Source organism: Citrobacter sp. EC_71, from assembly GCF_019584005.1.
GTDB classification, from domain to species: domain Bacteria; phylum Pseudomonadota; class Gammaproteobacteria; order Enterobacterales; family Enterobacteriaceae; genus Citrobacter; species Citrobacter werkmanii.
Map to the genome: position 1 here is coordinate 16506 of NZ_VDAY01000022.1, position 23882 is coordinate 40387.

Below are 23882 nucleotides of genomic sequence, written 5' to 3' on the forward strand. Positions count from 1 at the left end.
TTATGGCTGCGCTACCGGATAAAGAAAAGTTGTTGCGTAATTTTCTGCGTTGCGCTAATTGGGAAGAGAAATACCTGTACATCATTGAACTGGGTCAGCGTTTGCCGGAATTAAACGCCGATGAACACTGCCCCGAAAATAGCATTCAGGGATGTCAAAGTCAGGTATGGATCGTAATGCGTCAGAATGCTGAAGGGATTATTGAACTACAGGGCGACAGCGATGCGGCAATTGTGAAAGGGCTTATCGCCGTGGTCTTCATTCTGTATGACCGTATGACGGCCCAGGATATTGTGAATTTTGATGTGCGTCCGTGGTTTGAAAAAATGGCGCTCGCACAGCATCTCACACCATCTCGTTCACAGGGGCTGGAGGCAATGATTCGGGCTATCCGCGCCAAAGCCGCAACTCTTAGCTAAACTGATAAAACACGTCAACGTTCAGACCGACTTGAAAATGTCGTGTAAGGCAACGCTGTGACTCGTAAGCCGGATCTGGCGCTCGCCGCCGTCCGGCAGGAACGCCAGGGGGGTGAGTGAGTATGAAACGCGCGTCTGTTATTACCCTAATGCTAATCGGCGCTTACAGCGCTATTCAGGCCGCATGGGCGGTCGATTATCCGTTGCCCCAGGCGAACAGCCGTCTTGTTGGGCAAAATCAAACTTACACCGTGCAGGAAGGCGATAAAAACCTACAGGCGATTGCCCGTAAGTTTGATACCGCCGCAATGCTGATCCTCGAAGCGAATAATACTATTGCCCCTGTTCCCAAACCCGGAACGCTGATTACTATTCCCTCGCAGCTACTGCTGCCCGATGCGCCGCGCGAAGGCATTATTGTGAATCTGGCGGAGCTACGTCTGTATTATTACCCGCCGGGAGAGAATATCGTTCAGGTATTCCCGATTGGTATCGGTTTGCAGGGACTGGAAACTCCGGTAATGGAAACCCGGGTAGGGCAAAAAATACCGAATCCAACCTGGACCCCTACAGCAGGCATCCGTAAACGTTCTCTGGAGCGCGGCATCACATTGCCTCCGGTTGTGCCAGCCGGGCCAAATAACCCGTTAGGACGCTTTGCATTGCGTCTGGCGCATGGAAACGGTGAATACCTGATCCATGGCACCAGCGCGCCGGACAGCGTCGGCCTGCGAGTGAGCTCGGGATGTATTCGCATGAACGCGCCGGACATCAAGGCATTGTTTGCTCAGGTTCGAACAGGAACGCCGGTCAGGGTGATTAATGAGCCGATCAAATATTCGATTGAGCCGAACGGCATGCGGTATGTCGAGGTGCATCGCCCACTGTCGCCGGAAGAGGAACAAAACGTTCAGACCATGCCGTATGTGCTCCCAGCCGGTTTTACTCAGTTCAAAGACAATAAAGCCGTTGATAGCAGCCTGGTGGAACGCGCGTTGTATCGTCGCGCGGGTTATCCGGTCACTGTGACGGCCGGGCAAGCATCGGTTGTTACCAGCGGGAGTGACGTGAAGTCTGCGCAGAATGGTGTGCCGGGAGAGAATGCAGAGGTACGCGCTACGCAATAACAGGGAACGAGAAATTCAGAGCAAAAAAAATGGCGCACAATGTGCGCCATTTTTATTACACAGTTACTATTACTTGCGGTATTTAGTAGCTGCGTTGTCCAGACGCTGGTTAGCGCGAGCTGCGTCATCTTTAGCAGCCTGAACGTCGGAACGCATTGCGTTCACGTCGTTGCTCAGCTGGTCAACTTTAGCGTTCAGAGTCTGAACGTCAGAAGACAGCTGATCGATTTTAGCGTTGCTGGAGCAACCTGCCAGCAGAGTAGAACCCAGGATTACCGCGCCCAGTACCAGTTTAGTACGATTCATTATTAATACCCTCTAGATTGAGTTAATCTCCATGTAGCGTTACAAGTATTACACAAACTTTTTTATGTTGAGAATATTTTTTTGATGGGAATGCACTTATTTTTGATCGTTCGCTCAAAGAAGCATCGAATTGTGCAAAAACGGCTAAAAAACCGAGTGAAAACAGAAAGCTTCCATCGGATTCATCTTAGATAATCACGGATTGGATAGTGAAATCCGATTTGATTTTTTATTAATTGTGGCTATCGATAAAATAAAAAAAGCGCCACGAGGGCGCTTTTTTAAGCAAATTAATTCGCGGTGGAATTATTACAGTACGTGAACGGATGCAGTGTTGGTCGTGCCGCTTGGAACCAGCGCGCCAGAAACCATAACCACAACGTCACCTTTCTGCGCCAGACCGCTCTCCAGAGCAACTTCTTTGCCCAGGCGGTAGAAATCATCGGTAGAGCTGATTTCTTTGACAACCTGAGCCACAACGCCTTTGCTCAGCACCAGCTGACGCGCGGTAGTTTCGTTGGTGGTCAGCGCCAGGATGGTGGCATCCGGGAAGTATTTACGCACTGCACGAGCAGATTTACCGCCCTGGGTTGCAACCACGATCAGCGGAGCATCCAGTTTTTCTGCAGTTTCAACCGCGCCACGGCAAACGGCTTCAGTGATGCGCAGTTTACGGCTGTCGTTGTTGAAATCCAGACGGCTGGTCATTACACGGTCGGTACGTTCGCAGATGGTCGCCATGATGGTGACGGCTTCCAGCGGGTATTTACCTTTTGCGGATTCGCCAGACAGCATGACTGCATCAGTGCCGTCGAGGATGGCGTTAGCTACGTCGCCAGCTTCAGCGCGGGTAGGGCGCGGGTTTTTGATCATGGAGTCCAGCATCTGGGTCGCAGTGATAACGACTTTACGTGCGCGGATACATTTCTCGATGATCATCTTCTGCGCGAAGATAACTTCTTCAACCGGGATCTCAACGCCCATGTCGCCACGAGCAACCATGATGCCGTCAGAGGCTTCGAGGATTTCGTCGAAGTTGTTCAGGCCTTCCTGGTTTTCGATTTTGGAGATGATCTGGATGTTTTCGCCGCCGTGCGCCTTCAGGTGCTCGCGGATCTCAACCACGTCAGAACGTTTACGGATAAAGGATGCCGCAACGAAGTCAACGCCCTGTTCGCAACCGAAAATCAGGTCCTGTTTGTCTTTTTCAGCCAGTGCTGGCAGCGCGATAGAAACGCCCGGCAGGTTAACGCCTTTGTTTTCGCCCAGGTCGCCGTTGTTCAGCACCTTACAGATAACTTTGTTACCTTCGATAGCGGTAACTTCCATGCCGATCAGGCCGTCGTCAACCAGTACAGTGTTGCCAACGGACAAGTCTTTCGTGAAGCCTTCATAAGTCACAGCAACGATTTCGCTGTTGCCGACAACGGATTTGTCGGTGGTGAAGGTGAAGGTCTGGCCTGCTTTCAGAGAAACGTCGTTGCCGCCTTCCAGTTTAATGGTACGAATTTCCGGACCTTTGGTGTCGAGCAGAATGGCAGCTTTTTTGCCGGTTTTGCTCATCACGTTGCGCAAATTCTTGATGCGCTGACCGTGTTCTGCGTAATCGCCATGAGAGAAGTTCAGACGCATGACGTTCATGCCCGCGTCCAGCATTTTGGTTAACATCTCTTCGGATTCGGTTTTCGGACCGATGGTGCAAACAATTTTCGTCTTTTTCATGACAGTCTTAGTCTTTAAGTTGAGAAGGATTGGGAAATCTGGCTCCCATCGCGCACGGACGGGAAGCTAAACCTGAGTTACGAAAGTGGTGATGTCTCGCTCTAAGGATAGGTGACATCGAAAGAGCGTGCAGAGGAATATGTGCTTGCGTTTCAGCCCAACGGGAAGGTGAGTTTTGTAGTCGTTGAGTTTTACAGGTCAATGTGCTGAAACCATTCAAGAGACAATTGGCGCGCATTATACGCTGAATTTTATCTAAAAGGAAAATGGAAACGCTGTTTCAAAACACTTCTGTGCAGTTTGACAAAAAATATTCATTAATTTGTTCATCGGTATGGATAAAGGCGTTGAGCACAGAAGTAATTTGTTGCGCAACAAACCGCGCTTGCCGTCCCGAATAAGCAGATTTATACGGGTGTTTTCAATGTTGAGAACATATTCCTAAAAATTATATCAAATTCGTTTTAATTCATTCTAAAAGCCAATTTCACTCATTACACTCATTTGGACATCCATACTGCTAAACAGCTAAAGGCGCTAGCAGGATAACTAAAACAGCAGCGGATACCCAAACGACATGATTGTCCTGAAAAATATTTCAAAAGTGTTTACGCCAGGCAGGCTTGCTATTACCGCTGTCGATAACGTCAATCTGACGGTTGAGCAGGGGCAGATTTACGGAATTATTGGTTACAGTGGGGCGGGTAAGAGCACCTTAATTCGCTTGCTTAATGGTCTGGAAAAGCCGACCTCGGGCAGTGTGACGATTAACGGCCACGATATCTCTGCCGCCCGCGGAGAATCTCTGCGCCAGGCGCGACTGAAAATCAGTATGGTGTTCCAGCATTTCAACTTACTGTGGTCGCGCACGGTTAGCGAAAATATTGCTTTCTCTATGCAAATCGCGGGGGCGCCAAAGGCGTCCATCAAAGCGCGGGTTGCCGAACTGATTACGCTGGTTGGGTTGAGTGGTCGCGAGAATGCTTATCCGTCCCAGCTCAGCGGCGGACAAAAACAGCGGGTGGGCATTGCCCGCGCACTGGCGAACAACCCTGACGTACTGCTGTGCGACGAAGCCACCTCCGCGCTGGATCCGCAAACCACCGATCAGATCCTTGATTTACTGCTCGATATTAATCGTCGCTTCAAATTAACCATTGTGTTGATCACCCATGAAATGCACGTGGTTCGCAAAATCTGCGACCGTGTGGCGGTGATGGAGAACGGCAAAGTCGTTGAAGAAGGTGACGTGCTCAGCGTCTTTACCCATCCGCAGCAGCCGATTACCCGACAATTCGTTCGTCAGGTGAGCCAATACGCCGAAGAAGACGAGTTCAACCCACAACTGGCAAGCGAACTGGGTGGCGTGGTGATCAAGCTAACGTTTACCGGGCAACGCACCCACCGTCCTGTGGTCGGAGAATTGACCCTGCGCTACGGCCTGCCGTTTAACATTTTGCACGGCAAGATGACGCAAACCGCACACGGCGTGTTTGGTCAGCTATGGGTGCACGTTGTGGCTACCGAGGAGCAACTGAGCAATATTCTGGCCGACCTGCGCCATAGCGACATTGAAGGTGAGGTGATTCAACATGGCTGAAGAACTATTCCCCCATCTGAAGTGGGATCAATTATTAGCAGCAACGCAGGAAACGCTCTATATGACCGCGCTTTCTGGCGTGGCGACCTTTGTTCTTGGGGTCGCCCTTGGCCTGGCGCTGTTTCTGACCGCACGCGGTGCATTGTTCCAAAACCGCGCCGTGTATAGCGCGATTTCGCTGGTGGTGAATATCTTCCGTTCGATCCCGTTCATCATTTTGATCGTGCTGCTGATCCCGTTTACCAAAGCGATGGTTGGCACCATTCTCGGTGCCAATGCTGCATTGCCTGCGCTTATCGTGGGGGCCGCGCCGTTTTATGCGCGTCTGGTCGAAATTGCCCTGCGTGAGGTCGATAAAGGCGTTATTGAAGCGACACGTTCGATGGGCGCGCGTCTGAGTACGCTTATTTTTCGGGTTTTACTGCCGGAATCTTCTCCCGCTCTGGTGTCCGGGATCACCGTGACGCTGATTGCGCTGGTCAGCTACAGCGCGATGGCGGGAGTCATTGGTGCCGGGGGTTTAGGGAATTTGGCCTATCTGGAAGGATTCCAGCGCAACCACAGCGACGTCACGCTGGTGGCGACGGTGACGATTCTGCTCATCGTCTTCATCATCCAGCTTTGCGGCGATGTGATTACCTCTCTGTTAGATAAACGCTAATAAAATACGGATACCATTATCATGAAAAAATCACTGACATTACTCGCCGCAGCAACCTTAAGCGCCCTTAGTTTCGCCTCCTGGGCTGATACGCTAACCGTTGGCGCATCAAACGTACCGCATGCGGAGATCCTTGAGCAGGCCAAACCGATTCTGGCAAAGCAGGGGATCGACCTGGAAATTAAACCGTTCCAGGATTACATCCTGCCGAATACCGCGCTGGCTGGCCGTGAGATTGACGCTAACTACTTCCAGCATATTCCGTATCTGAACAGCGTGATTAAAGATCATGCAGGCGATAAAACCTACGACTTCGTCAGCGCCGGAGCGATCCACATTGAGCCGATTGGTATCTATTCGAAGAAGGTGAAATCACTTAAAGATCTGCCGGAAGGTGGTAAGGTGATCATGCGCGATGCGGTATCTGAGGAAGGCCGTATTCTGTCGATTTTCGAAAAAGAGGGTGTGATCAAGCTGAAGCCGGGGGTGGATAAAGTTACCGCGCGCATTAGCGACATCGTGGAAAACCCGAAAAAACTGAAGTTCCTGCCTAACGTGGAAGCGGCGCTGTTACCGCAGATGTACAACAACGACGAAGGCGATGCGGTGGTGATTAACGCGAACTATGCTATCGATGCGGGGCTGGATCCGGTGAAAGATCCGATTGCCGTCGAAAGCGGTGAAAACAACCCGTATGCCAACATCATTACCGTACATCGTGGCGATGAGAAGAAAAAGGATATTGTGGCGCTGGTAGACGTACTGCATTCAAAAGAGATTCAGGACTGGATCCGCACGAAATACAAAGGCGCGGTGATCCCGGTAAATAACTGATCCGCTTCTTGCCTTATCCGGCCTACAACGTCCTGTAGGCCGGATAAAACGCGTTAGCGTTGCCACCCGACGCGAAAGTTACACTCGCTCAATTCTTGCCGGCAGCCCCTGGCGTACCGCCGCACCCGACACCCAGTCAAGCCAGGTATTGGTTACCTGCCGGGTAGGATCCGCAAAGCCAAGATCGTTAAGATTAATTCCCGACCTTATCTGCGCGTCAAATGGCATCGGCTCGCCGTCGAGCGTATGCTGCGCCGCGCCCATTTCTTTATGTCCATAGCCATGTTCAATGGCGATAACTCCCGGCATCACGCCATGCAGCAGACTTATTTGCGCCAGTGCCTGACCGCCAGGCGTGGTGATACGTACCGTATCACCATGTGCTAAACCGTACCGCTTACCGTCATACGGGTTGAGCGCCACCAGATTAACCGGCTTCAGATGATGCAGGCGCGGGATCACCGCCGTGGCGCTGGACATGGTATTGGATTTAAAGGAGATCAATTTCAGTGGCCATTCTTGTTCCGGGAACAACTCTTCGACCGCACGTCCATCCGACAGGCGCGAAGGATACCAGGCCGGGCATCCGCTGTAGCGTTCCCCGGTTATCGCATGACGGTGCGCGGCGACATTCGCATTCCAGATTTGCAACGGTTTTTCCCACGCATTGCCGACGCGATTCTCCACCCGGCCATTGCTGGCTGGAGCGAAACGCCCACCGCGTGAATACACAAATGCCACCCGGCTGGCTTCATCGGCTTTCAGCGTTTGCGTTATCACCGGCATGATCCGTTGCACCCCAGTCAAGGCAATGTCTTCCGGCTGAGCCTCCGGGACCGGTGCTTTGCCCATAAACGCAATATTCGCGGCGAGGCGCAGATAATAATCTTCCGCTCGATTTAACGGATACTGATTGCCTTGCGGGTCGGTAATCGCATTATCACCAAAACCAGGCAAGCCAATGCGTTTCGCTACCGCAATACAGAAAGATTCCATTGAAGCCGGTTGACCGTCAGCGGTACTGCTGGTTGCGGCTCTGACCACGGGCCAGCGAGCGGTGGTGGCTTTGCTGGCGACGCCCGCCCACGGGGCGCTGAATCCCCAGCTTTCGAAGTTATGGGTATCCGGTACGATGTAATCTGCCAGCGCTGTGGTTTCGTTCATAAAGGCATCAATGGCGATAAATAGCGGCAAACGCGCAGGATCTTTAAGCTTTTCTTCCGCCACGCCGCGCAACCCTGCGATGCCGTAAAACGGGTTGGTCATGTTAGAGATCCAGGCTTTTAGCGGATAAGGGTAGCCTTCGAGTGCCGAGACAAGAAGCTCAGTAAGTTGACCGGCCACAAACGGATACCACGGGGCTTTTGCCGGGAAGGGTGATTGGCCGGCGGCCACTTTATTGCGATACTCTTCGGAAGACTCATACGCGGTTTTACTGCGTGCGATGCTTAATCCCTTTGGTTTAATCTTCCCGGCGAAACTGTCCATGTTGTAGCGTGGTCCATCGGTGGCGCCATTGAACTTACCGCCGCCGACAAATACGCCGCCTTCAAGACTCAGGTTGCCAATCAGCGCATTGAGCATCATTACCGACCAGGCGTTATAAAATCCATTGCCTGCCATCATACCACCGTGGGAGATCACCGCCGCTTTGCGTCCATGACGAGTAAACGCATCGGCCAGGGCGCCGATGTCTGCTTCAGACACGCCGCACTGCTGGCTGTATTGCGCCAGCGTTAGTTTTTCGGCGGATTCTTTTAGGCACTGGAGGCTGCTTTTTACCGTTACCGTCTGACCGTCTGTCAGCGTGACTTCTCGGGTGACAAACAACTGCGCGCGTGGGCAACCGCTGGCAGCGACAATATCGCCGGCCTCGTTAACGACCACCGGCTCCTGGGCGGCGTTTGCGTTCAGATGCGCGAGGGTTAAATGCTGCCCGGCAAGATTTGGGATCTCATCGGTAATCACCAGATGCGTGGCGTTGCTCCAGCTTTTTTCTCCGGCCTGCTGCATGGCCTGCACGCCGGGAATGGCGAGATAATCGGCGTTATAGCGTTGTTTTTCGATTATCCAGCGGATCATACCCATCGCCAGTGCGGAGTCGCTTCCCGGACGCACGGGCTGCCAGCGGCCGCGATCGTCAGCCAGTACCGTGGTTAATGGCAGGGCTGGCGCTACCACCACATAGCGGAAGTCGTCGCGTAAACGGGCGCTGGCGAGCTGGCGAGCCTGGCGCTTAAACGGGTTACCGGATTGCGCTGGAGAGGTTCCCATAAACAGCGCGAACTCGACATTATCCCAATCGGGTTTCACGTGGGTGTTTTTATCCAGATCCCCCATTAGCGCACCAGAACCGGCTCGATAGGCCAGGCCGCAGTAAGCGCCATGTGCGCCGAAGTTTTTACTGCCGAAACTGTTCAGCGCGAAGCGACGTAAAAACGTATCACGTCCTTCATCGCTGGTATTGGTGACCAGCAACTGATTGGATTTTGGCCCAAAGCTGGGATGTCTGGCATCAAGCGGTGTATGGGGATCGTGAATAGCCCGCAGGCCGTCAACATGGCCCTCACCAAACAGATCGCCGCCTTCCACCACTTCTTTGATCAATTGTTCGAAGCTGATGCGCTGCCATTTTCCCTCACCGCGTTTGCCAACGCGTTTCATGGGCTGCAGAATGCGCAGTGGACTGTACAAACCTTCAAGTAATGTTGCGCCACGAGCGCAGGCGGTGGAGCGCGCATCCAGACCCGACTCGCCCGCCAGTTTCGCCATTGCCGTGGCAAAGGGGACAGAGGCGTCAATAGGGTGCTCGTGAGATAATGGATGATAGGGGTTACCGGCAATGCGCAGCACTTTGCCTTGTTCACTATCAACCCGGACCCGCACACCGCATTGTGTCCAGCAACCAAAACACTGCGTCATTGAGATCACTTGCTGCGGATTCTGCTGCCATTGCGGCCTGGCATTGGCTTCGGGGATGAGCGCATTACCAAAGATGCGATCTCGAGTAATTTTGCCGGAGGTACCGTCCAGCAAGCCGTCCAGCGCGCGCTTTGCTACATCCCGATAACTCAGACCAAACGTCACCATGCCACCTACAGCAAGACCGACTTTAAGCCACTGACGACGGGTTAAATTAGCCATGTTGCATTCTCCTTGCGATCGCGTTCAGGGCTTCACGAACAATAATAATCAGTGCTATCCACAGGCCGAAGGTGCCCACAATGGCCAGCCAGCCATCGGTACCGCCGGGCAGGGTGTAAGGATTAAACTGGGCGTTAAATTTCGGTACGGTCTGTACCTGGATGAGTAACGTCCAGCGCATCAGCCAGCACAACGCCATGGCGCTAAACGCCAGTAATATGTGCAGCGGCCGCGATAATGGAAAACGCAGCACCAGCCCGCAAAGGCCAAGCGAGATAAGCCATAGCGCAACCCAGCCGATGGCGTAGTGCCGTGCCGAAGAGGCGACATCCAGCCACTGGCGGATTGCTGAACCGGATAGCGTATTGCTGCTCACCCAAATTGCCACCACGATAGCCAGCGCGCTCAAGGCGACAATTTGTCCCCACGCCAGTTTGCGCAGCAAAGATCCTTCACTTTTTGTTGCAGCGATGAGCAGGGCGAGGAACGTTTGCAGCGCGCTGAGGAACATTGCAACCGGAAAGGCGTAGCTGAACCAGACGGGACGCGCCTGCACCACCGACACTTCGCGACCGGTGTAAACCAGTAATCCGATAGCGGACAAGGCGCTACCGACGGCCAACCATTTAGTTACGCTGTAACTTTTAAGTGTTAACTGCTTAACGTGCTGTGCCAGAAACCACAGGCCCAGGAAGCCGGTGAACAGCGGTAAAAACAGTGCGCCCCATGGCATCCAGGACCATGGCGTCGGATAAGCATAAAAATGCCAGACGCGGGCGGTTTGGTGTAAATCAGCGGTCAGCGCCAACGGGGCGGTTATTGCACAGGTCAGGGCGATTAACAGCGTCAGGTTTTCCAGTTCTGCCGTCTTCTGTTTACGCCAGTGCAGCACGCAGGCGAACAGCGCGGCGCAGGCGGCAATACCGATGAAAAAGAAATACTGTACGGCCCAGGGTAACCAGCTTACATGCTGTGGATGGGCCAGAACCTCTTCGATAATCAGTGAATGGTTCATTTAAACCTCCTGCCAGAGAGCGGGTTGAGCACGTCCCATTAACGGGGTGACAAACGCTTCATCCAGACCCAGATAAAACACGTGCGGTGATGTTCCGCTTTCGGGTTTCAGCACCTTGATGGCCTCATGGTGTTTGTGCAGCATTTGAGAAATCCGGCTGTGCGGATCTTTGATATCGCCAATGATACGTGCGCCGCCGACGCAGGATTCAACGCAGGCCGGGAGCAGGCCCGCTTCCAGGCGGTGTACGCAAAAAGTGCATTTATCGGCGGTTTGCGTTTCGTGGTTGATGAACCGCGCATCGTATGGACAGGCCTGCACGCAGTAAGCGCAACCCACGCAGCGGGTGTTGTCGACGACTACGATGCCGTCTTCGCGTTGGAAGGTGGCCTGCACCGGACAAACGGGTACGCAAGGTGGATTATCGCAATGGTTGCACAGGCGCGGCAGCAGGACGTTGGTGACGCTTTGCTGGCCTGTCAACTGCACCTGATACTGGTTAACGAGGGTTCTGAAATCCCCCTGCGGCGTCTGGTTCTCAATGGCGCAACTGACGGTACAGGCCTGGCAGCCAATACAGCGTCGCAGGTCAATCAGCATGGCGTAGCGATGCTTGAGTGAGCCTTCATGGCGTTCAGGCGAGAAGGGGAATTGCGCCTGAGCCAGCGGAACCAGTGAAGCGCCAGCGGTCAGGACGCCCAGTTGCTGGAGAAACTGCCGTTTACTGCTGTCCATATTTTCTCCCGTCACGGTTCAACAACGAAACATTGGTCACGCCGTTGATTTGAGTGTGATGAATAAAGAATTCCAATGATTTACAGTGTAAAAATCGTGACGGGGGGTACTCTATTGTGGTTAACCACATACCCGGCTTGTTGTTGATCTAAAACAACATAATTGACAGGGATAATTGAGTGGGACGCAACGTAGTAAGATGCCTGACGGCGCTGGCGTCGCTGTGGATGCTAAGCGGCACGGTTGCGGCGCAGACATGGAACATTGGCGTGTTGGCAATGCGTGGGGAGATCTCCACACGTCAGCACTGGCAGCCGTTGGAAACCCTGTTGAACCAGCAAATTCCCGGTGAGCAGTTTCATATACAACCGCTGGACCTACGGCAGATGCAGGAGGCAGTGAATCGCGGCACGGTACAGTTTGTAGTCACCAATCCGGCGCAGTTTGTACAGCTAAACAGCCGTTCTGCGTTACGCTGGCTGGCGTCGTTACGTTCTACCCGTGGAGGCAAAGCCGCCAGTAACGTGATTGGCAGCGCGATTCTCGTCAGGCGCGATAGTGGGATCGCTTCCGCGCATGATCTGATCGGTAAAACGGTTGGCGCCATTGATGCTCAGGCTTTTGGCGGCTATTTGTTGGGGTATAAAGCACTTAGCGATGCTGGTCTGCGCCCGGAGCGCGATTTACGCCTGATGTTTACCGGTTTTCCTGCCGATGCCTTACTCTATCTATTACGCGAAAAAGCCGTGCAGGCGGTGATTGTGCCGGTGTGTCTGCTGGAAAACATGGATGAGGAAGGGCTCATTCATAAAACGGACTTTAGGGCTGTACTCAACCATCCAACCTCGATTCCCTGTTTAACCAGTACGCCACTGTATCCTGACTGGTCGTTTGCGGCACTGCCTGCAGTGAGCGACGAGTTGGCCGATCGCGTCACACGGGTGCTGTTCAATGCGCCGCAGAATGCAACGTTTCGCTGGGGAGCGCCTGCCTCAACACGCGAGGTAGAAGCGTTGCTGCGTGATGTCCGCCAGCATCCGCAGCAGCGCCAGCTTTGGCTGGACGTCAAAAGTTGGTTTATCCAGCACCGGCTCGCAATGGGGGCGGTGGCCGTTGTGCTGTTGCTGCTGACGCTCAATTATATCTGGGTGATGCTGCTGGTCCGCCGTCGCGGCAGGCAACTGGAGCGGAACAGCATTCTTCTGCGCAAACAAGAACAGGCGCTGGAAACTGCTCGCCAAATGAGTGTGCTTGGTGAGATGACCTCCGGATTTGCCCACGAACTCAATCAGCCGCTGTCGGCTATCCGCCATTATGCACAGGGCTGTTTGATCCGCCTACGCGGTCAGGATAAGCAGCATCCGTTGTTACCTGCGCTGGAGAACATTGATGCCCAGGCGCAGCGGGGGGCTGACACATTGCACAATCTGCGCCAGTGGGTCAGTCAGGCGCAGGGTAATCCGGTGATGACCGATGACTGGCGAGCCGTCAACGTGCATGATGCTATTCATCACGTCTGGCAATTATTGCGTATGCCCCAGCAATTTCCGGCGGTAGCGCTACAAGCTCGGGTAAATAAGACGTTAACGCTAACGCTGCCGAGCGTTCTGCTTGAGCAGGTGCTGGCCAATCTGGTGCTTAATGCGGCCCAGGCAGGGGCAACCACGGTGTGGTTCAGCGCCCAGCGTGAGGAGGGTGATGTGCGTATTTGGGTGCAGGATAACGCTGGCGGTATTGATGAGGCACAGTTGTACCAGGCTTTTCAGCCGTTTATGACCACCCGTAAAGAGGGCATGGGGCTGGGATTAGCCATTTGTCAGCGGCTGGTGCGTTACGCGAATGGAGAGATTGGGATCAAAAACCATCAGGCTCCTGATGAAAAAGCGGGCGTGGTGGTGACATTACATTTTAAGCAAAACCGGGAGGGAGGCCGTAGTGGCAATAATTCATCTGCTGGATGACGACATTGCCGTCACTCAGGCCTGTGCGTTTTTACTGGAAAGCCTGGGATACGAGGTATGTTGCTGGGATCAAGGCGAAACATTCCTCTCTGAGGCAAACCTGTATCAGGTCGGCGTACTGTTGCTGGATATGCGTATGCCGGTAATGGATGGGCGCGCTGTGCATGAAGCGATGCGCCAACGAGAAAGTACGTTGGCAGTGGTGTTCCTCACCGGGCATGGCGATGTGCCGATGGCGGTTGAACAAATGAAACGTGGCGCGGTCGATTTTTTGCAAAAGCCGGTGTCCGCCGAGCCGCTTCAGGCGGCGTTAGAGCATGCTTTGCAGATTTCTCACGCCGCCTTCTCGCGACAAGAGATCGTGGCCTGCTATCAGATGCTCACGCCAAAGGAACGAGAGTTGGCGCAACTGGTAGCAAAAGGGTTAATGAATCGGGAAATTGCTGACGCCATGAATATTGCGGTGCGTACGGTTGAAGTTCATCGCGCGCGGGTGATGGAAAAAATGCAGGCGCGGAGCCTTGCTGAGTTGGTTAATCGACTGCAGCGGATCCAGTAAATTTATGACATTTGTTTGATTTTCATTGAATTTTGTCTAATCAGCCAGAGTGATATATGCTGTTGGTTTGAGTTAATGACGGGCGGGCAAATATGGGAAATCAGACCAAAGACGACGAGTTGTACCATGAAATGTGCAGAGTAGTCGGTAAAGTAGTGCTGGAAATGCGCGATCTGGGACAAGAGCCAAAGCATATCGTCATTGCAGGTGTGCTGAGAACCACCCTCGCCAACCAGCGTGTAAAGCGCAGTGAGCTAGAAAAACAAGCCATTGAGACCGTTATTAAAGCATTGGCCGGATAATCCATAAAAAGAGGAGGGCAGTCATTTGCGCCATCCTCTTATTCTCGTCACGTTATTCTATCAATATATATAATTTAGGACTGCAATTAGAGAAATACACTCCGCTGTATATTTCGTTGTATATCGATTGATATATAAAAATATATTTGAGAGTGTAGTCACAAATATTTGCAAACCATATGAAATATTATTTCAACTTATCTTAATGATAATAAATCTCACTCCGCATTAATTACTTTCCTTCCGTTTTTTAATTGATGACGATCAAAACGACGATCCCTAAATAACCACATTATCTTTGTGCCTAACCCTAAAGGATTAGATTCATTCAGTTTAACCACCGTCATTTATACGATCAGGTTAGGGCAAATATTCACGTGTTGTTGGCAACATTAATGGCCGAATCGGCCAATCTGCGTGCAAAAATTAGCCTGGATGTGTTGCTGCTACTGCGTTTGCAAAGAGGATGCGAAATAAATGAACCAGGTTGATCGTCCATTTTTAGATTGTGGTTTAACGCGGCTGGAATTTTTACGTATATCCGGAAAGGGTCTGGCAGGACTGACCATTGCACCCGCGTTGTTATCACTTTTTGGTTGTAAGCAGGAAGATATCGACAGCGGTACAGTTGGCCTTATCAATACGCCGAAAGGGGTGCTGGTAACGCAGCGAGCACGCTGCACCGGTTGTCATCGCTGCGAGATTTCCTGTACCAATTATAACGATGGGGCCGTTGGCACCTTCTTTTCCCGCATCAAAATTCATCGTAATTACTTCTTTGGCGATGATGGCGTCGGGTCCGGTGGCGGACTGTATGGTGATTTAAACTATACCGCGGATACCTGCCGCCAATGCAAAGATCCGCAATGCATGAAGGTCTGCCCAATTGGCGCCATTACCTGGAAGCAGGAAGACGGCTGTATTGCCGTAGACCACAAACGTTGCATTGGCTGTAGCGCTTGTACCACAGCCTGCCCGTGGATGATGGCGACCGTTAACACGGAAACGAAAAAATCCTCAAAATGTGTGTTATGCGGGGAATGCGCCAATGCTTGTCCTACTGGGGCATTAAAAATTATCGAGTGGAAAGATATTACCGTTTGATAGAGGGCAGGCATGCCTGATACGCGTCATTAATTGCCAAAAATAGCGCAGTTTTGAATAAAAAACTGCCTGACGGGTATATCTATTAAACCTTCTTGCAAAGGAAAACATGATGGCTAATGGTTGGACAGGTAATATTTTACGGATCAATCTCACCACGGGTAATATCACCCATGAAGATTCCAGTAAATTTAAGAAATTTATCGGTGGGATGGGCTTTGGGTATAAAATTATGTACGACGAAGTCCCGCCAGGCACCATGCCTTTTGATGAAGGGAATAAACTGGTTTTCGCCACCGGGCCATTAACCGGCTCGGGCGCACCCTGTAGCTCCCGCGTCAATATCACCTCCTTGTCAACATTTACCAAAGGTAATTTAGTCGTAGATGCCCACATGGGCGGTTTCTTCGCCGCACAGATGAAATTTGCCGGTTACGATGCGATTATTATCGAAGGTAAGTCCGCATCGCCTGTTTGGATCAACATTAAAGACGATAAGGTCAGCATTGAAAAAGCCGATTTCCTGTGGGGCAAGGGCACGCGCGCCACAACCGAAGAGATTTGCCGCATTACCAGCCCTGAGACTTGCGTCGCCGCGATTGGCCAGGCGGGGGAAAATCTGGTACCGCTCTCCTGCATGATCAACAGCCGCAACCACAGCGGCGGCGCCGGTACTGGCGCGGTGATGGGCTCGAAAAATCTGAAGGCTATTGCGGTAGAAGGGACCAAAGGGGTCAATATCGCCGACCGCAAAGAGATGAAGCGGCTCAATGACTATATGATGACCGAGCTTATCGGCGCCAACAACAACCACGTTGTACCAAGCACCCCGCAGGCCTGGGCAGAATACTCTTCGCCAAACTCGCGCTGGACGGCCCGCAAGGGACTGTTCTGGGGAGCGGCGGAAGGCGGGCCAATCGAAACGGGTGAAATCCCGCCGGGCAACCAGAATACCGTCGGTTTCCGTACCTATAAATCCGTGTTCGATCTCGGACCTGCCGCTGAGAAATACACGGTAAAAATGAGCGGCTGTCATTCATGCCCCATTCGTTGTATGTCACAGCTCAATGTCCCGCGGGTGAAAGATTTTGGCGTACCGAGTACCGGTGGCAACACCTGCGTGGCGAACTTTGTGCACACCACCATTTTCCCCAATGGCCCGAAAGATTTTGACGATAAAGACGATGGGCGGGTGGTGGGAAACCTGATTGGTCTGAACCTGTTCGACGATTATGGCATCTGGTGTAACTACGGGCAGTTGCACCGTGATTTTACTTATTGCTACTCGAAAGGTGTTTTTAAGCGCGTACTGCCGGCGGAAGAGTATGCGGAGATCCGCTGGGATCAACTGGAAGCTGGCGATCCTAATTTTATTAAGGATTTTTACTATCGGCTGGCGCATCGCGTGGGGGAACTCAGCCACCTTGCGGACGGATCATATGCCATTGCTGAACGCTGGGATTTGGGCGAAGAGTACTGGGGTTATGCCAAAAACAAACTGTGGTCGCCGTTTGGTTTTCCTGTCCACCACGCTAACGAGGCTTCAGCGCAGGTTGGGGCGATCACCAACTGTATGTTTAACCGTGACTGCATGACGCATACCCATATTAACTTCATCGGTTCCGGTTTGCCGCTGAAATTACAGCGCGAAGTGGCGGGCGAACTGTTTGGTTCGCAGGATGCATACGACGAAACCAAAAACTACACCCCGATCAATGCCGCGAAGATCAAATATGCCAAATGGACGTTGCTGAAAGTCTGTTTGCATAATGCGGTCACGCTATGCAACTGGGTCTGGCCGATGACGGTTTCGCCGCTCAAGAGCCGTAATTATCGCGGAGATTTGGATCTGGAAGCGAAATTCTTCCAGGCAGTTACTGGCGATGAAACCACGCAGGCGAGTCTGGATCTGGCCGCTGAACGTATCTTTACCCTGCATCGCGCCTATACGGTCAAACTGATGCAAACCAAAGATATGCGCAATGAGCACGATCTCATCTGTTCCTGGGTGTTTGATAAAGATCCGAAGATCCCGGTCTTCACCGAGGGGACCGACAAGATGGACCGGGAGGACATGCGCCTGTCACTGACGATGTTCTATCAGGAAATGGGCTGGGATCCGGAACTGGGCTGCCCTACGCGCGAAACGCTGAATCGACTCGGACTTGAGGATGTGGCAGCCGATCTGGCGGCACAAGATCTGTTGCCAGCGTAAGGAACGCGAGATGACTAACGTGAGCAACGTTCAGGCACCCATTGAGGCGTTTCCTGATGAGGTAGATAGCCAAAAGAGACACTGGCTGCAGGCGCTACAGCTGCCTGCAGAACAGGTGAACGCGACGCAGGTTCAGGAACCTGCCAGCCCGGAGTCGATAGTGGCGGAGTTTATCCGCCAGCATTCAGCAGCGGGTCAATTGGTGGCACGCAGTGCCTTCCTGCAGCCACCATATTCGGTTCCTGAAACCGACCTTACCGTGTTGCTGGATACCCTGTGTCACGGTGCGAATAGGGCGGATATTACCTGTGTGCACGGCGCTGAAGAGGCATATTTCTTTTCAACGCAAACCATGACGGCAAACTACGCCAGCATGTGTGTGCAGGTGGTGGAAAACGACATCTGTCGCGCGATTGCCGAGGCGGTACGCTTCGACTGTCAAACGTATCCGCGCCCCTATAAGGTCGCGATGTTGACGCAACCGCCGTATAGCTTTGAATCTCAGCAGGTTGCAGCGGCGCTCTCGGCAATGGAAACGCACCCGGATTACGCAGATATACGCACTGTGGAATCGTCAAATGCGGAGCCTTATTTGTTTAGCGAACGTTTTATGAGTTATGGCAAAGCGTACGGCCTGTGCGAATGGTTTGAGGTTGAGCAGTATCAGAACCCCTGAATTCTTCAGGTTGATGTCATGGAATGTGTGGACGACCACTGTCACAGCATTAGAGGATAACCCGATGTCCTTCACCCGACGTAAATTTGTCATTGGCATGGGGACGGTGATTTTTTTTACCGGCCCAGGTCAAAGTTTGTTAGCAAGTCCCAGGAGCACTAAAGGCGTTCGTTATGTCATGATCCACGACGAATCTCTGTGTAACGGCTGTAATATTTGCGCCCGCGCATGCAGGAAAACCAATCATGTTCCTGACCAGGGCAGCCGTTTGTCGATAGCGCATATTCCGGTTTCGGATAACGACAACGAAACGCTGTATCACTATTTTCGTCAGTCCTGCCAGCATTGTGATGATGCGCCCTGTATCGAGGTCTGTCCAACCGGCGCCTCCTGGCGAGATGAGAATGGCATTGTGCGGGTAGATACGTCTTCGTGTATCGGCTGCAGTTACTGCATAGGCGCGTGCCCTTATCAGGTACGCTATCTCAATCCGCGCACCAAAGTAGCGGATAAATGCGACTTTTGCGCTGAATCACGTCTGGCGAAAGGTTTCCCTCCGATCTGTGTTAACGCCTGCCCGGAACACGCGCTGATTTTTGGTCGTGAAGATAGCCCGGAGATTCAGACCTGGCTGCGGGAAAACAAGTATTACGAGTATCAACTTGCAGGCGCCGGGAAACCCCATCTGTATCGTCGGTTCGGTCAACATTTGATTAAAAAGGAAAATGTATGAACGCGTCGCAGAATGCCGAACAGTTTCACGCCCAGCTTGCGCAATATGTCCCTATGTTTTCACCTGACTACTGGCCTGTGTGGTTGGTCATCGCCGGATTAATGCTGGTGGGAATGTGGCTGGTGCTGGCGCTACACGCCATGCTGCGCTTTCGTGCCGCGCATAAAGCGTCGGCAGGGCACGGTGAGAAGGTCTACTTATACTCGAAGGCCGTTCGTTTGTGGCACTGGTCGAATGCGCTGCTGTTTCTGCTTCTTCTGGTGAGTGGACTCGTCAATCACTTCTCGGCCGTCAGCGCGTCGGTGATGAAAAGCCTGCTCACTGTACACGAGGTCTGTGGCTTTTTGCTGCTCGCCTGTTGGATTGGTTTTGTCCTAATCAACCTGATTGGCGGTAACGGGCATCATTATATTATTCAACGTCAGGGCTGGATCGGACGAGCGCAAAGACAAACGCGTTTTTACCTGTTTGGCATTATGCAAGGAGAGTCACATCCATTCCCGGCATCAAAGCGTTCGAAATTCAATCCGCTACAGCAAGCAGCCTATGTTGCCGTGATGTATGGTTTGCTGCCGCTGTTGTTGATATCGGGTCTGTTATCGCTCTATCCGGCGGTTGTCGGCGATCTGTTCCCCGGCGTGCGTTACTGGTTGTTACAGGCGCACTTTGCGTTGGCAATAATCAGTTTGTTTTTTATTTTCGGGCATCTGTATCTTTGCACTACGGGGCGCACGCCGGGCGAAACCTTCAAGTGCATGGTGGATGGCTATCACCGGCATTAAGCGATGATGATTACGCGTGATGACTTACGGGCCTGGCGCGTTGGGCCCGTAATGTATCGCTGGTTTCTACGTACTTTTCCCGCCGGGGGAAGTTATGCCGATGTACATCGTGCGCTCCAGCGGGAAGGGTATATCGACTGGGCAAATAGTCTGGTGGAATATGGCTGGTCAAAATGGCGGGAAGAGGAGAGTTTTGTCCGGCAGGATATCCGGGCGATGGGAAATATTTCCCGCGTGCAAACGGTGGGGGAAACAGGTAGGCCGCAGGCGAGTGCGGAAGATAATGCCAGCTTTGGCTGTGCGGATGATAACGTTAAAATCGCCAGCGCCGGCTATGCCGCGCAGATTGCCAGTGCAGGTTACAGCGTACGTATAGGCAGCGTAGGCTATAACGCGCATATCGGCAGCTCAGGCGATCGCGGACGAATTGCGGTCGCGGGAAATTCAGCGCGTATCAGTAGCGTGGGCGACGGGACGCGTATCGCCAGTACCGGCATGCGTGTACGCATCAGTGCACTGGGTGACAGAAACCGTATTGCCTGCAGCGGTGATTTAACCCAGCTAGCCTGTTTCGGCGCGGAATCGAAAATCGCCAATTGTGCAGATAATATCCATATTATTGCCAGCGGAGAGAACGCGGTTGTTGCCAGTACCGGTACTGTCGATTCGATTATACTCGGTCCTGGCGGATGCGCGGCGCTGGCCTATCATGATGGCAAAAGAATGCGTTTTGCGCTTGCGGTTGAAGGCGAAAATAATATTCGGGCTGGCGTGAAATATCGGCTCAACGAAGACCACCAGTTCGTGGAATGTTGAGCCTTGAGGTCATTTTAGCGCGAACCGTCGCTGGGTGATTTTTTCCAGGCTAAAGCACAGCAGGTAATAGACCAGTCCGGTAAAGATAAAAATGGCTGCCGGATAGATTTGCACCCGGCTATTAACCTGACCGGCAACCGTCGTGAGTTCTGGCACATTGACAATAAACGCCAGCGACGTGTCCTTCAGTAGTCCAATAAAAATCCCTGTCAATGACGGCATAGTGTTGCGCAGCACTTGCGGCAATAAAATAAGCCACAGGGCCTGGTACGGGCGAAAACCCTGCACCACTGCCGCTTCATATTGCCCACCAGGTAACGCGCTAATTCCGGCATACACCGAGTGCATCACCGAGGCGGCAGTGAACCATGCCAGTGCTAACGTCACGGTAACTGCGCCAGGCAGATCGCTTCCTGTCAGCATGGGGAGCAAATACCACATCCAGAAAATCACAAAGATTAACGGAATGCCGCGAATAAACTCGGCCCAGATAAACAGTCCTTTGCGAACCGCGCCCGGAAAACGCCAGGCGCAGCAGGCAAGAACTATCCCCCCGGGCAGTGCCAGCAATGCCGCGCCGATGGCCATCAGCAAAGTAAGTAGCACGCCGCCGGGTTGGCCTTCGGTCACGCGTCCCCACAGGAGATAGTCCAGATTGTCAGTAATGACCGAAATATTAGCGATCATGTGGGATGCTCCTGAAACTTAATGGACGCGTTCTTATCCTGAACGGTTTACCTGACGCAGATTTCGGACCAAGACGCGTAAGCAGCATGCCTAGCACGATGCCGATAAACAGATAGAGGGCTGTTCCAACGGCAAAGGCTTCCAGTGCATGCGCGTTATAGCTCTCAATTTGCCGCACCTGATAGGTCAACTCTGCAAATCCAATACCGCTGGCAAGCGAGGAGAGTTTCATCAGGTTGAGATATTGCCCAACGATCGGCTGCCATGCGTTCGCCAGTCCCTGGGGAAGGAGAATGTGACGAAAAACCGCCCAGGCGGAAAAGCCCTGAGCAATGGCCGCCTCGCGTTGTCCGGCAGAAACCGCCTGCAAACCAGAGGCAATCTCCTCGACCAAAAAGGCTGAAGTAAAAACACCCAGCCCCCATGCAGAACAAAGAAACTCCGGCGTTAACCACCAGACGTCACCCGGCAGAACAGACCACGGGTGTTCAGCATTAATAAAGGTAATCACGTCACGGGGGAGCCAATTCCATGCGGCGAAATACCAGAACATCAGTTGCACCAGTAAAGGCGTGTTGCGAAACACTGAGACCCACATGCCGACCACCGCGGTGGCAATGCGATTGCCTGTCAAACGTAAGCCGAGTAGTAGGAGAGCAAAGAGAGTGGCAAGCGCGACGCCTGCCAGCGTCACCCATAGCGTGGTGAGAAAACCGGAAATTATCCATTGTAGAGGTTGCCCGCTCAGCACCCCCCGCCAGTCCATTAGATGCATTATAACGGTAACTCCTGGTGTAACGGGTCGAGCACTTTTTTCAGGAAACGCTGGGTTCTGGGATGTTGTGGGCGGGTGAAGAAATCCTCCGGCGAGGCGACCTCCAGTATATCGCCGCCATCAATGAATACCACACGATCGGCAATCTCACGGGCGAAGTGCATTTCATGAGTCACGACGATCATCGTGATACCGCTGTGAGCCAGATTTTTCATCACTTGTAACACTTCGCCGATCATTTCTGGATCCAGCGCGGAGGTGGGTTCATCAAACAAAATGATTTGTGGCGATGAAGCCAGCGCGCGGGCAATGGCAACGCGCTGTTGCTGCCCGCCAGATAACTGAGCGGCATAGGCATCGGCTTTCTCGAACAGTCCTACTTGATCCAGTAATTCGAGTGCCCGGCCTTTCGCCTCCGCCTTGTTCCAGCCGTGAACATATTCCAGCGCCAGCGCAATGTTTTGCAGCGCGGTCAGATGCGAATAGAGATTGAATTGCTGAAATACGAAACCGATACGGCTGCGTAACTGGCGTAATGCCGCCCCGCGCAGCTGACTAATTGGTTTACCATCAATGAAAATTTCGCCACCGCTGAGCGACTCAAGCTGATTGATAAGACGTATAAGAGTGGATTTTCCAGAGCCAGAGGGACCCAAAATGGTCACCACTTCACCAGGTTCAACTGCCAGGCTGACACCGTTAAGTACGGTATGAGCGTCATACTGTTTAATCACATTGTGCAGTTTGACGCTTGCCTGACCCAATTGGGTAGAATCCGCAGCCGAAGCTGCGGAACGATGAAAAAGGGCTGAGAGCATATTACTTGGCTTCTATTTTAAAGGCGCGGGGCTGCGGGTTTTTGGTTTCAGGACCGAACCACACATCATAAATTTTTGCCGCCTGACCGGTAGACTCCAGCTTCAAGAGTTCATCGTTGACGGCTTTTAACAGAGCGGGTTCGCCTTTTCTTACCCCCACGCCGATCTCTTCTTTACTCAGCAGGTCCGGCAAAATTTTGAAATCTGCTTTATCCGGCGCACCGCTTAACAAGCCCGCCAGAATTGTACTGTCCTGGGTGATGGCCTGCACATTACCGTTGCGTAATGCGGTTAATGCCAGGGGAATATCGTCATAGGCCAGTACACGCGACTGCGGGAAGCGCTGATGTAACGCCTGCTCACCGGTAGTCCCTTTTACCGCGCCGATTCGCGCTTTGCTGTATTCATCGAGCTTGTCCGGGGATTTTGCTGGCACAAGGAACTGCTGGCCGGTGACAAAATAGGGCACGGAGAAATCGATCACTTGTGCACGCTCAGGTGTGATCGTGATATCCGCTACGATTAAATCGGCTTTACCGGATTGTAATAGCGGAATACGGTTGGCCGGATTGGTGGCCACCAGCTCCAGTTTTACCCCCAGGGATTTGGCCAGCGCTTCGGCAAAATCGACGTCATAGCCGACAATCTTATGCGTTTTTGCATCAACTGAACCGAACGGCGGATTGGCGTCGAATGTCGCCACTTTAACGACGCCGGCGGCTTTGATATCGGCCAATTGGTCAGCCTGAGCCTGTGAGACGCTAATGCCAGAGGCCAGCAGCACGCTGAGTGCCAGAAGTGTTTTTTTAGCGCTGTGAATTTTCGTTGCCATCATTGTATGAAATCCCTGTAGTTTTTGGTTTGTGCTTTTTACGCTCCCATAACTTACGA

At 52.6% G+C, this 23882-nt stretch carries 24 protein-coding genes; 14 read left to right on the forward strand and 10 right to left on the reverse strand.

Features of this window, described 5'->3' with window-relative positions; genetic code table 11:
• The first annotated feature begins 2 nt into the window (after positions 1 to 2).
• Complete coding sequence (sufE, locus tag FHD02_RS19690; protein ID WP_042308753.1) at positions 3 to 419, forward strand: cysteine desulfuration protein SufE; 417 nt, start codon at positions 3 to 5, stop codon at positions 417 to 419.
• A 122-nt stretch (positions 420 to 541) separates the two neighbouring features.
• The gene (locus tag FHD02_RS19695) at positions 542 to 1546 is read left to right on the forward strand and encodes a L,D-transpeptidase family protein (RefSeq protein ID WP_137370856.1); all 1005 of its coding nucleotides are present in this window, start codon (positions 542 to 544) and stop codon (positions 1544 to 1546) included.
• A gap of 69 nt (positions 1547 to 1615) precedes the next feature.
• Here the strand turns inward: FHD02_RS19695 and lpp are convergent, their stop codons facing one another.
• From lpp to FHD02_RS24485, 3 genes are all read right to left on the reverse strand, one after another.
• On the reverse strand, positions 1616 to 1852 hold the full coding sequence (lpp, locus tag FHD02_RS19700; protein WP_003029373.1) for a murein lipoprotein Lpp: 237 nt from the start codon (positions 1850 to 1852) through the stop codon (positions 1616 to 1618).
• 309 nt (positions 1853 to 2161) lie between these two features.
• Positions 2162 to 3574, reverse strand: a complete 1413-nt coding sequence (pykF, locus tag FHD02_RS19705) for a pyruvate kinase PykF (RefSeq protein WP_006684766.1) — start codon at positions 3572 to 3574, stop codon at positions 2162 to 2164.
• Between the two features lie 7 nt (positions 3575 to 3581).
• Positions 3582 to 3776 (reverse strand): hypothetical protein, encoded by a 195-nt coding sequence (locus FHD02_RS24485; RefSeq protein WP_249357174.1) that lies wholly within the window; start codon positions 3774 to 3776, stop codon positions 3582 to 3584.
• 375 nt (positions 3777 to 4151) lie between these two features.
• Here FHD02_RS24485 and FHD02_RS19710 point away from each other — a divergent pair, with 375 nt between their 5' ends.
• From FHD02_RS19710 to FHD02_RS19720, 3 genes are read left to right on the forward strand one after another with little or no spacing between them, the layout of a single operon-like run.
• Positions 4152 to 5174: a methionine ABC transporter ATP-binding protein gene (locus FHD02_RS19710; protein WP_220394220.1), complete on the forward strand. Its 1023-nt coding sequence runs from the start codon at positions 4152 to 4154 to the stop codon at positions 5172 to 5174.
• Positions 5167 to 5835, forward strand: coding sequence for a methionine ABC transporter permease (locus FHD02_RS19715; protein WP_137360053.1), 669 nt, complete (start codon positions 5167 to 5169; stop codon positions 5833 to 5835). Before FHD02_RS19710 ends, FHD02_RS19715 begins: the two co-directional genes overlap by 8 nt.
• A gap of 21 nt (positions 5836 to 5856) precedes the next feature.
• Positions 5857 to 6669 carry a MetQ/NlpA family ABC transporter substrate-binding protein gene (locus FHD02_RS19720; protein WP_003029358.1) on the forward strand — a complete coding sequence of 271 codons (813 nt, stop codon included), beginning with the start codon at positions 5857 to 5859 and terminating at the stop codon, positions 6667 to 6669.
• A 78-nt stretch (positions 6670 to 6747) separates the two neighbouring features.
• Here FHD02_RS19720 and ttrA read toward each other — a convergent pair whose 3' ends face one another.
• Genes ttrA through ttrB form a run of 3 tightly spaced genes read right to left on the reverse strand, consistent with a single transcriptional unit; the run spans position 6748 to position 11563 of the window.
• Positions 6748 to 9813, reverse strand: a complete 3066-nt coding sequence (gene ttrA / locus FHD02_RS19725; RefSeq protein ID WP_220394221.1) for a tetrathionate reductase subunit TtrA — start codon at positions 9811 to 9813, stop codon at positions 6748 to 6750.
• Complete coding sequence (gene ttrC / locus FHD02_RS19730) at positions 9806 to 10828, reverse strand: tetrathionate reductase subunit TtrC (protein ID WP_042308742.1); 1023 nt, start codon at positions 10826 to 10828, stop codon at positions 9806 to 9808. Before ttrC ends, ttrA begins: the two co-directional genes overlap by 8 nt.
• Positions 10829 to 11563, reverse strand: coding sequence for a tetrathionate reductase subunit TtrB (gene ttrB, locus FHD02_RS19735; protein WP_137360056.1), 735 nt, complete (start codon positions 11561 to 11563; stop codon positions 10829 to 10831).
• Positions 11564 to 11790: 227 nt separating this feature from the next.
• Here ttrB and ttrS point away from each other — a divergent pair, with 227 nt between their 5' ends.
• The 9 genes from ttrS (at position 11791) to ydhT (ending at position 20711) form a co-directional block, all read left to right on the forward strand.
• The gene (ttrS, locus tag FHD02_RS19740) at positions 11791 to 13524 is read left to right on the forward strand and encodes a tetrathionate respiration histidine kinase TtrS (protein ID WP_137370857.1); all 1734 of its coding nucleotides are present in this window, start codon (positions 11791 to 11793) and stop codon (positions 13522 to 13524) included.
• Positions 13499 to 14083: a tetrathionate respiration response regulator TtrR gene (gene ttrR, locus FHD02_RS19745; protein WP_137370835.1), complete on the forward strand. Its 585-nt coding sequence runs from the start codon at positions 13499 to 13501 to the stop codon at positions 14081 to 14083. Before ttrS ends, ttrR begins: the two co-directional genes overlap by 26 nt.
• A 92-nt stretch (positions 14084 to 14175) precedes the next feature.
• The gene (gene fumD, locus FHD02_RS19750) at positions 14176 to 14385 is read left to right on the forward strand and encodes a fumarate hydratase FumD (RefSeq protein WP_137360058.1); all 210 of its coding nucleotides are present in this window, start codon (positions 14176 to 14178) and stop codon (positions 14383 to 14385) included.
• A 477-nt stretch (positions 14386 to 14862) separates the two neighbouring features.
• Positions 14863 to 15489: a ferredoxin-like protein gene (locus FHD02_RS19755; RefSeq protein WP_038640293.1), complete on the forward strand. Its 627-nt coding sequence runs from the start codon at positions 14863 to 14865 to the stop codon at positions 15487 to 15489.
• Positions 15490 to 15601: 112 nt separating this feature from the next.
• Complete coding sequence (locus FHD02_RS19760; protein ID WP_038640295.1) at positions 15602 to 17704, forward strand: aldehyde ferredoxin oxidoreductase; 2103 nt, start codon at positions 15602 to 15604, stop codon at positions 17702 to 17704.
• A gap of 10 nt (positions 17705 to 17714) precedes the next feature.
• Positions 17715 to 18380 (forward strand): YdhW family putative oxidoreductase system protein, encoded by a 666-nt coding sequence (locus tag FHD02_RS19765; protein WP_137360059.1) that lies wholly within the window; start codon positions 17715 to 17717, stop codon positions 18378 to 18380.
• A gap of 64 nt (positions 18381 to 18444) precedes the next feature.
• Complete coding sequence (locus FHD02_RS19770) at positions 18445 to 19113, forward strand: 4Fe-4S dicluster domain-containing protein (protein WP_042308731.1); 669 nt, start codon at positions 18445 to 18447, stop codon at positions 19111 to 19113.
• The gene (gene phsC, locus FHD02_RS19775; RefSeq protein ID WP_137360060.1) at positions 19110 to 19895 is read left to right on the forward strand and encodes a thiosulfate reductase cytochrome B subunit; all 786 of its coding nucleotides are present in this window, start codon (positions 19110 to 19112) and stop codon (positions 19893 to 19895) included. Before FHD02_RS19770 ends, phsC begins: the two co-directional genes overlap by 4 nt.
• A gap of 3 nt (positions 19896 to 19898) precedes the next feature.
• Positions 19899 to 20711, forward strand: coding sequence for a protein YdhT (gene ydhT, locus FHD02_RS19780; RefSeq protein WP_220394222.1), 813 nt, complete (start codon positions 19899 to 19901; stop codon positions 20709 to 20711).
• Positions 20712 to 20720: 9 nt separating this feature from the next.
• Here the strand turns inward: ydhT and FHD02_RS19785 are convergent, their stop codons facing one another.
• From FHD02_RS19785 to FHD02_RS19800, 4 genes are read right to left on the reverse strand one after another with little or no spacing between them, the layout of a single operon-like run.
• Positions 20721 to 21398 carry an amino acid ABC transporter permease gene (locus FHD02_RS19785; protein ID WP_061381430.1) on the reverse strand — a complete coding sequence of 226 codons (678 nt, stop codon included), beginning with the start codon at positions 21396 to 21398 and terminating at the stop codon, positions 20721 to 20723.
• Positions 21388 to 22173, reverse strand: a complete 786-nt coding sequence (locus FHD02_RS19790) for an amino acid ABC transporter permease (RefSeq protein ID WP_220394223.1) — start codon at positions 22171 to 22173, stop codon at positions 21388 to 21390. Before FHD02_RS19790 ends, FHD02_RS19785 begins: the two co-directional genes overlap by 11 nt.
• Positions 22173 to 22991 carry an amino acid ABC transporter ATP-binding protein gene (locus tag FHD02_RS19795; protein WP_061381428.1) on the reverse strand — a complete coding sequence of 273 codons (819 nt, stop codon included), beginning with the start codon at positions 22989 to 22991 and terminating at the stop codon, positions 22173 to 22175. The genes FHD02_RS19790 and FHD02_RS19795 overlap by 1 nt, the downstream gene beginning before the upstream one ends.
• Before the next feature lies 1 nt (position 22992).
• Positions 22993 to 23826, reverse strand: coding sequence for an ABC transporter substrate-binding protein (locus FHD02_RS19800; protein WP_220394224.1), 834 nt, complete (start codon positions 23824 to 23826; stop codon positions 22993 to 22995).
• Positions 23827 to 23882 lie beyond the last annotated feature (56 nt).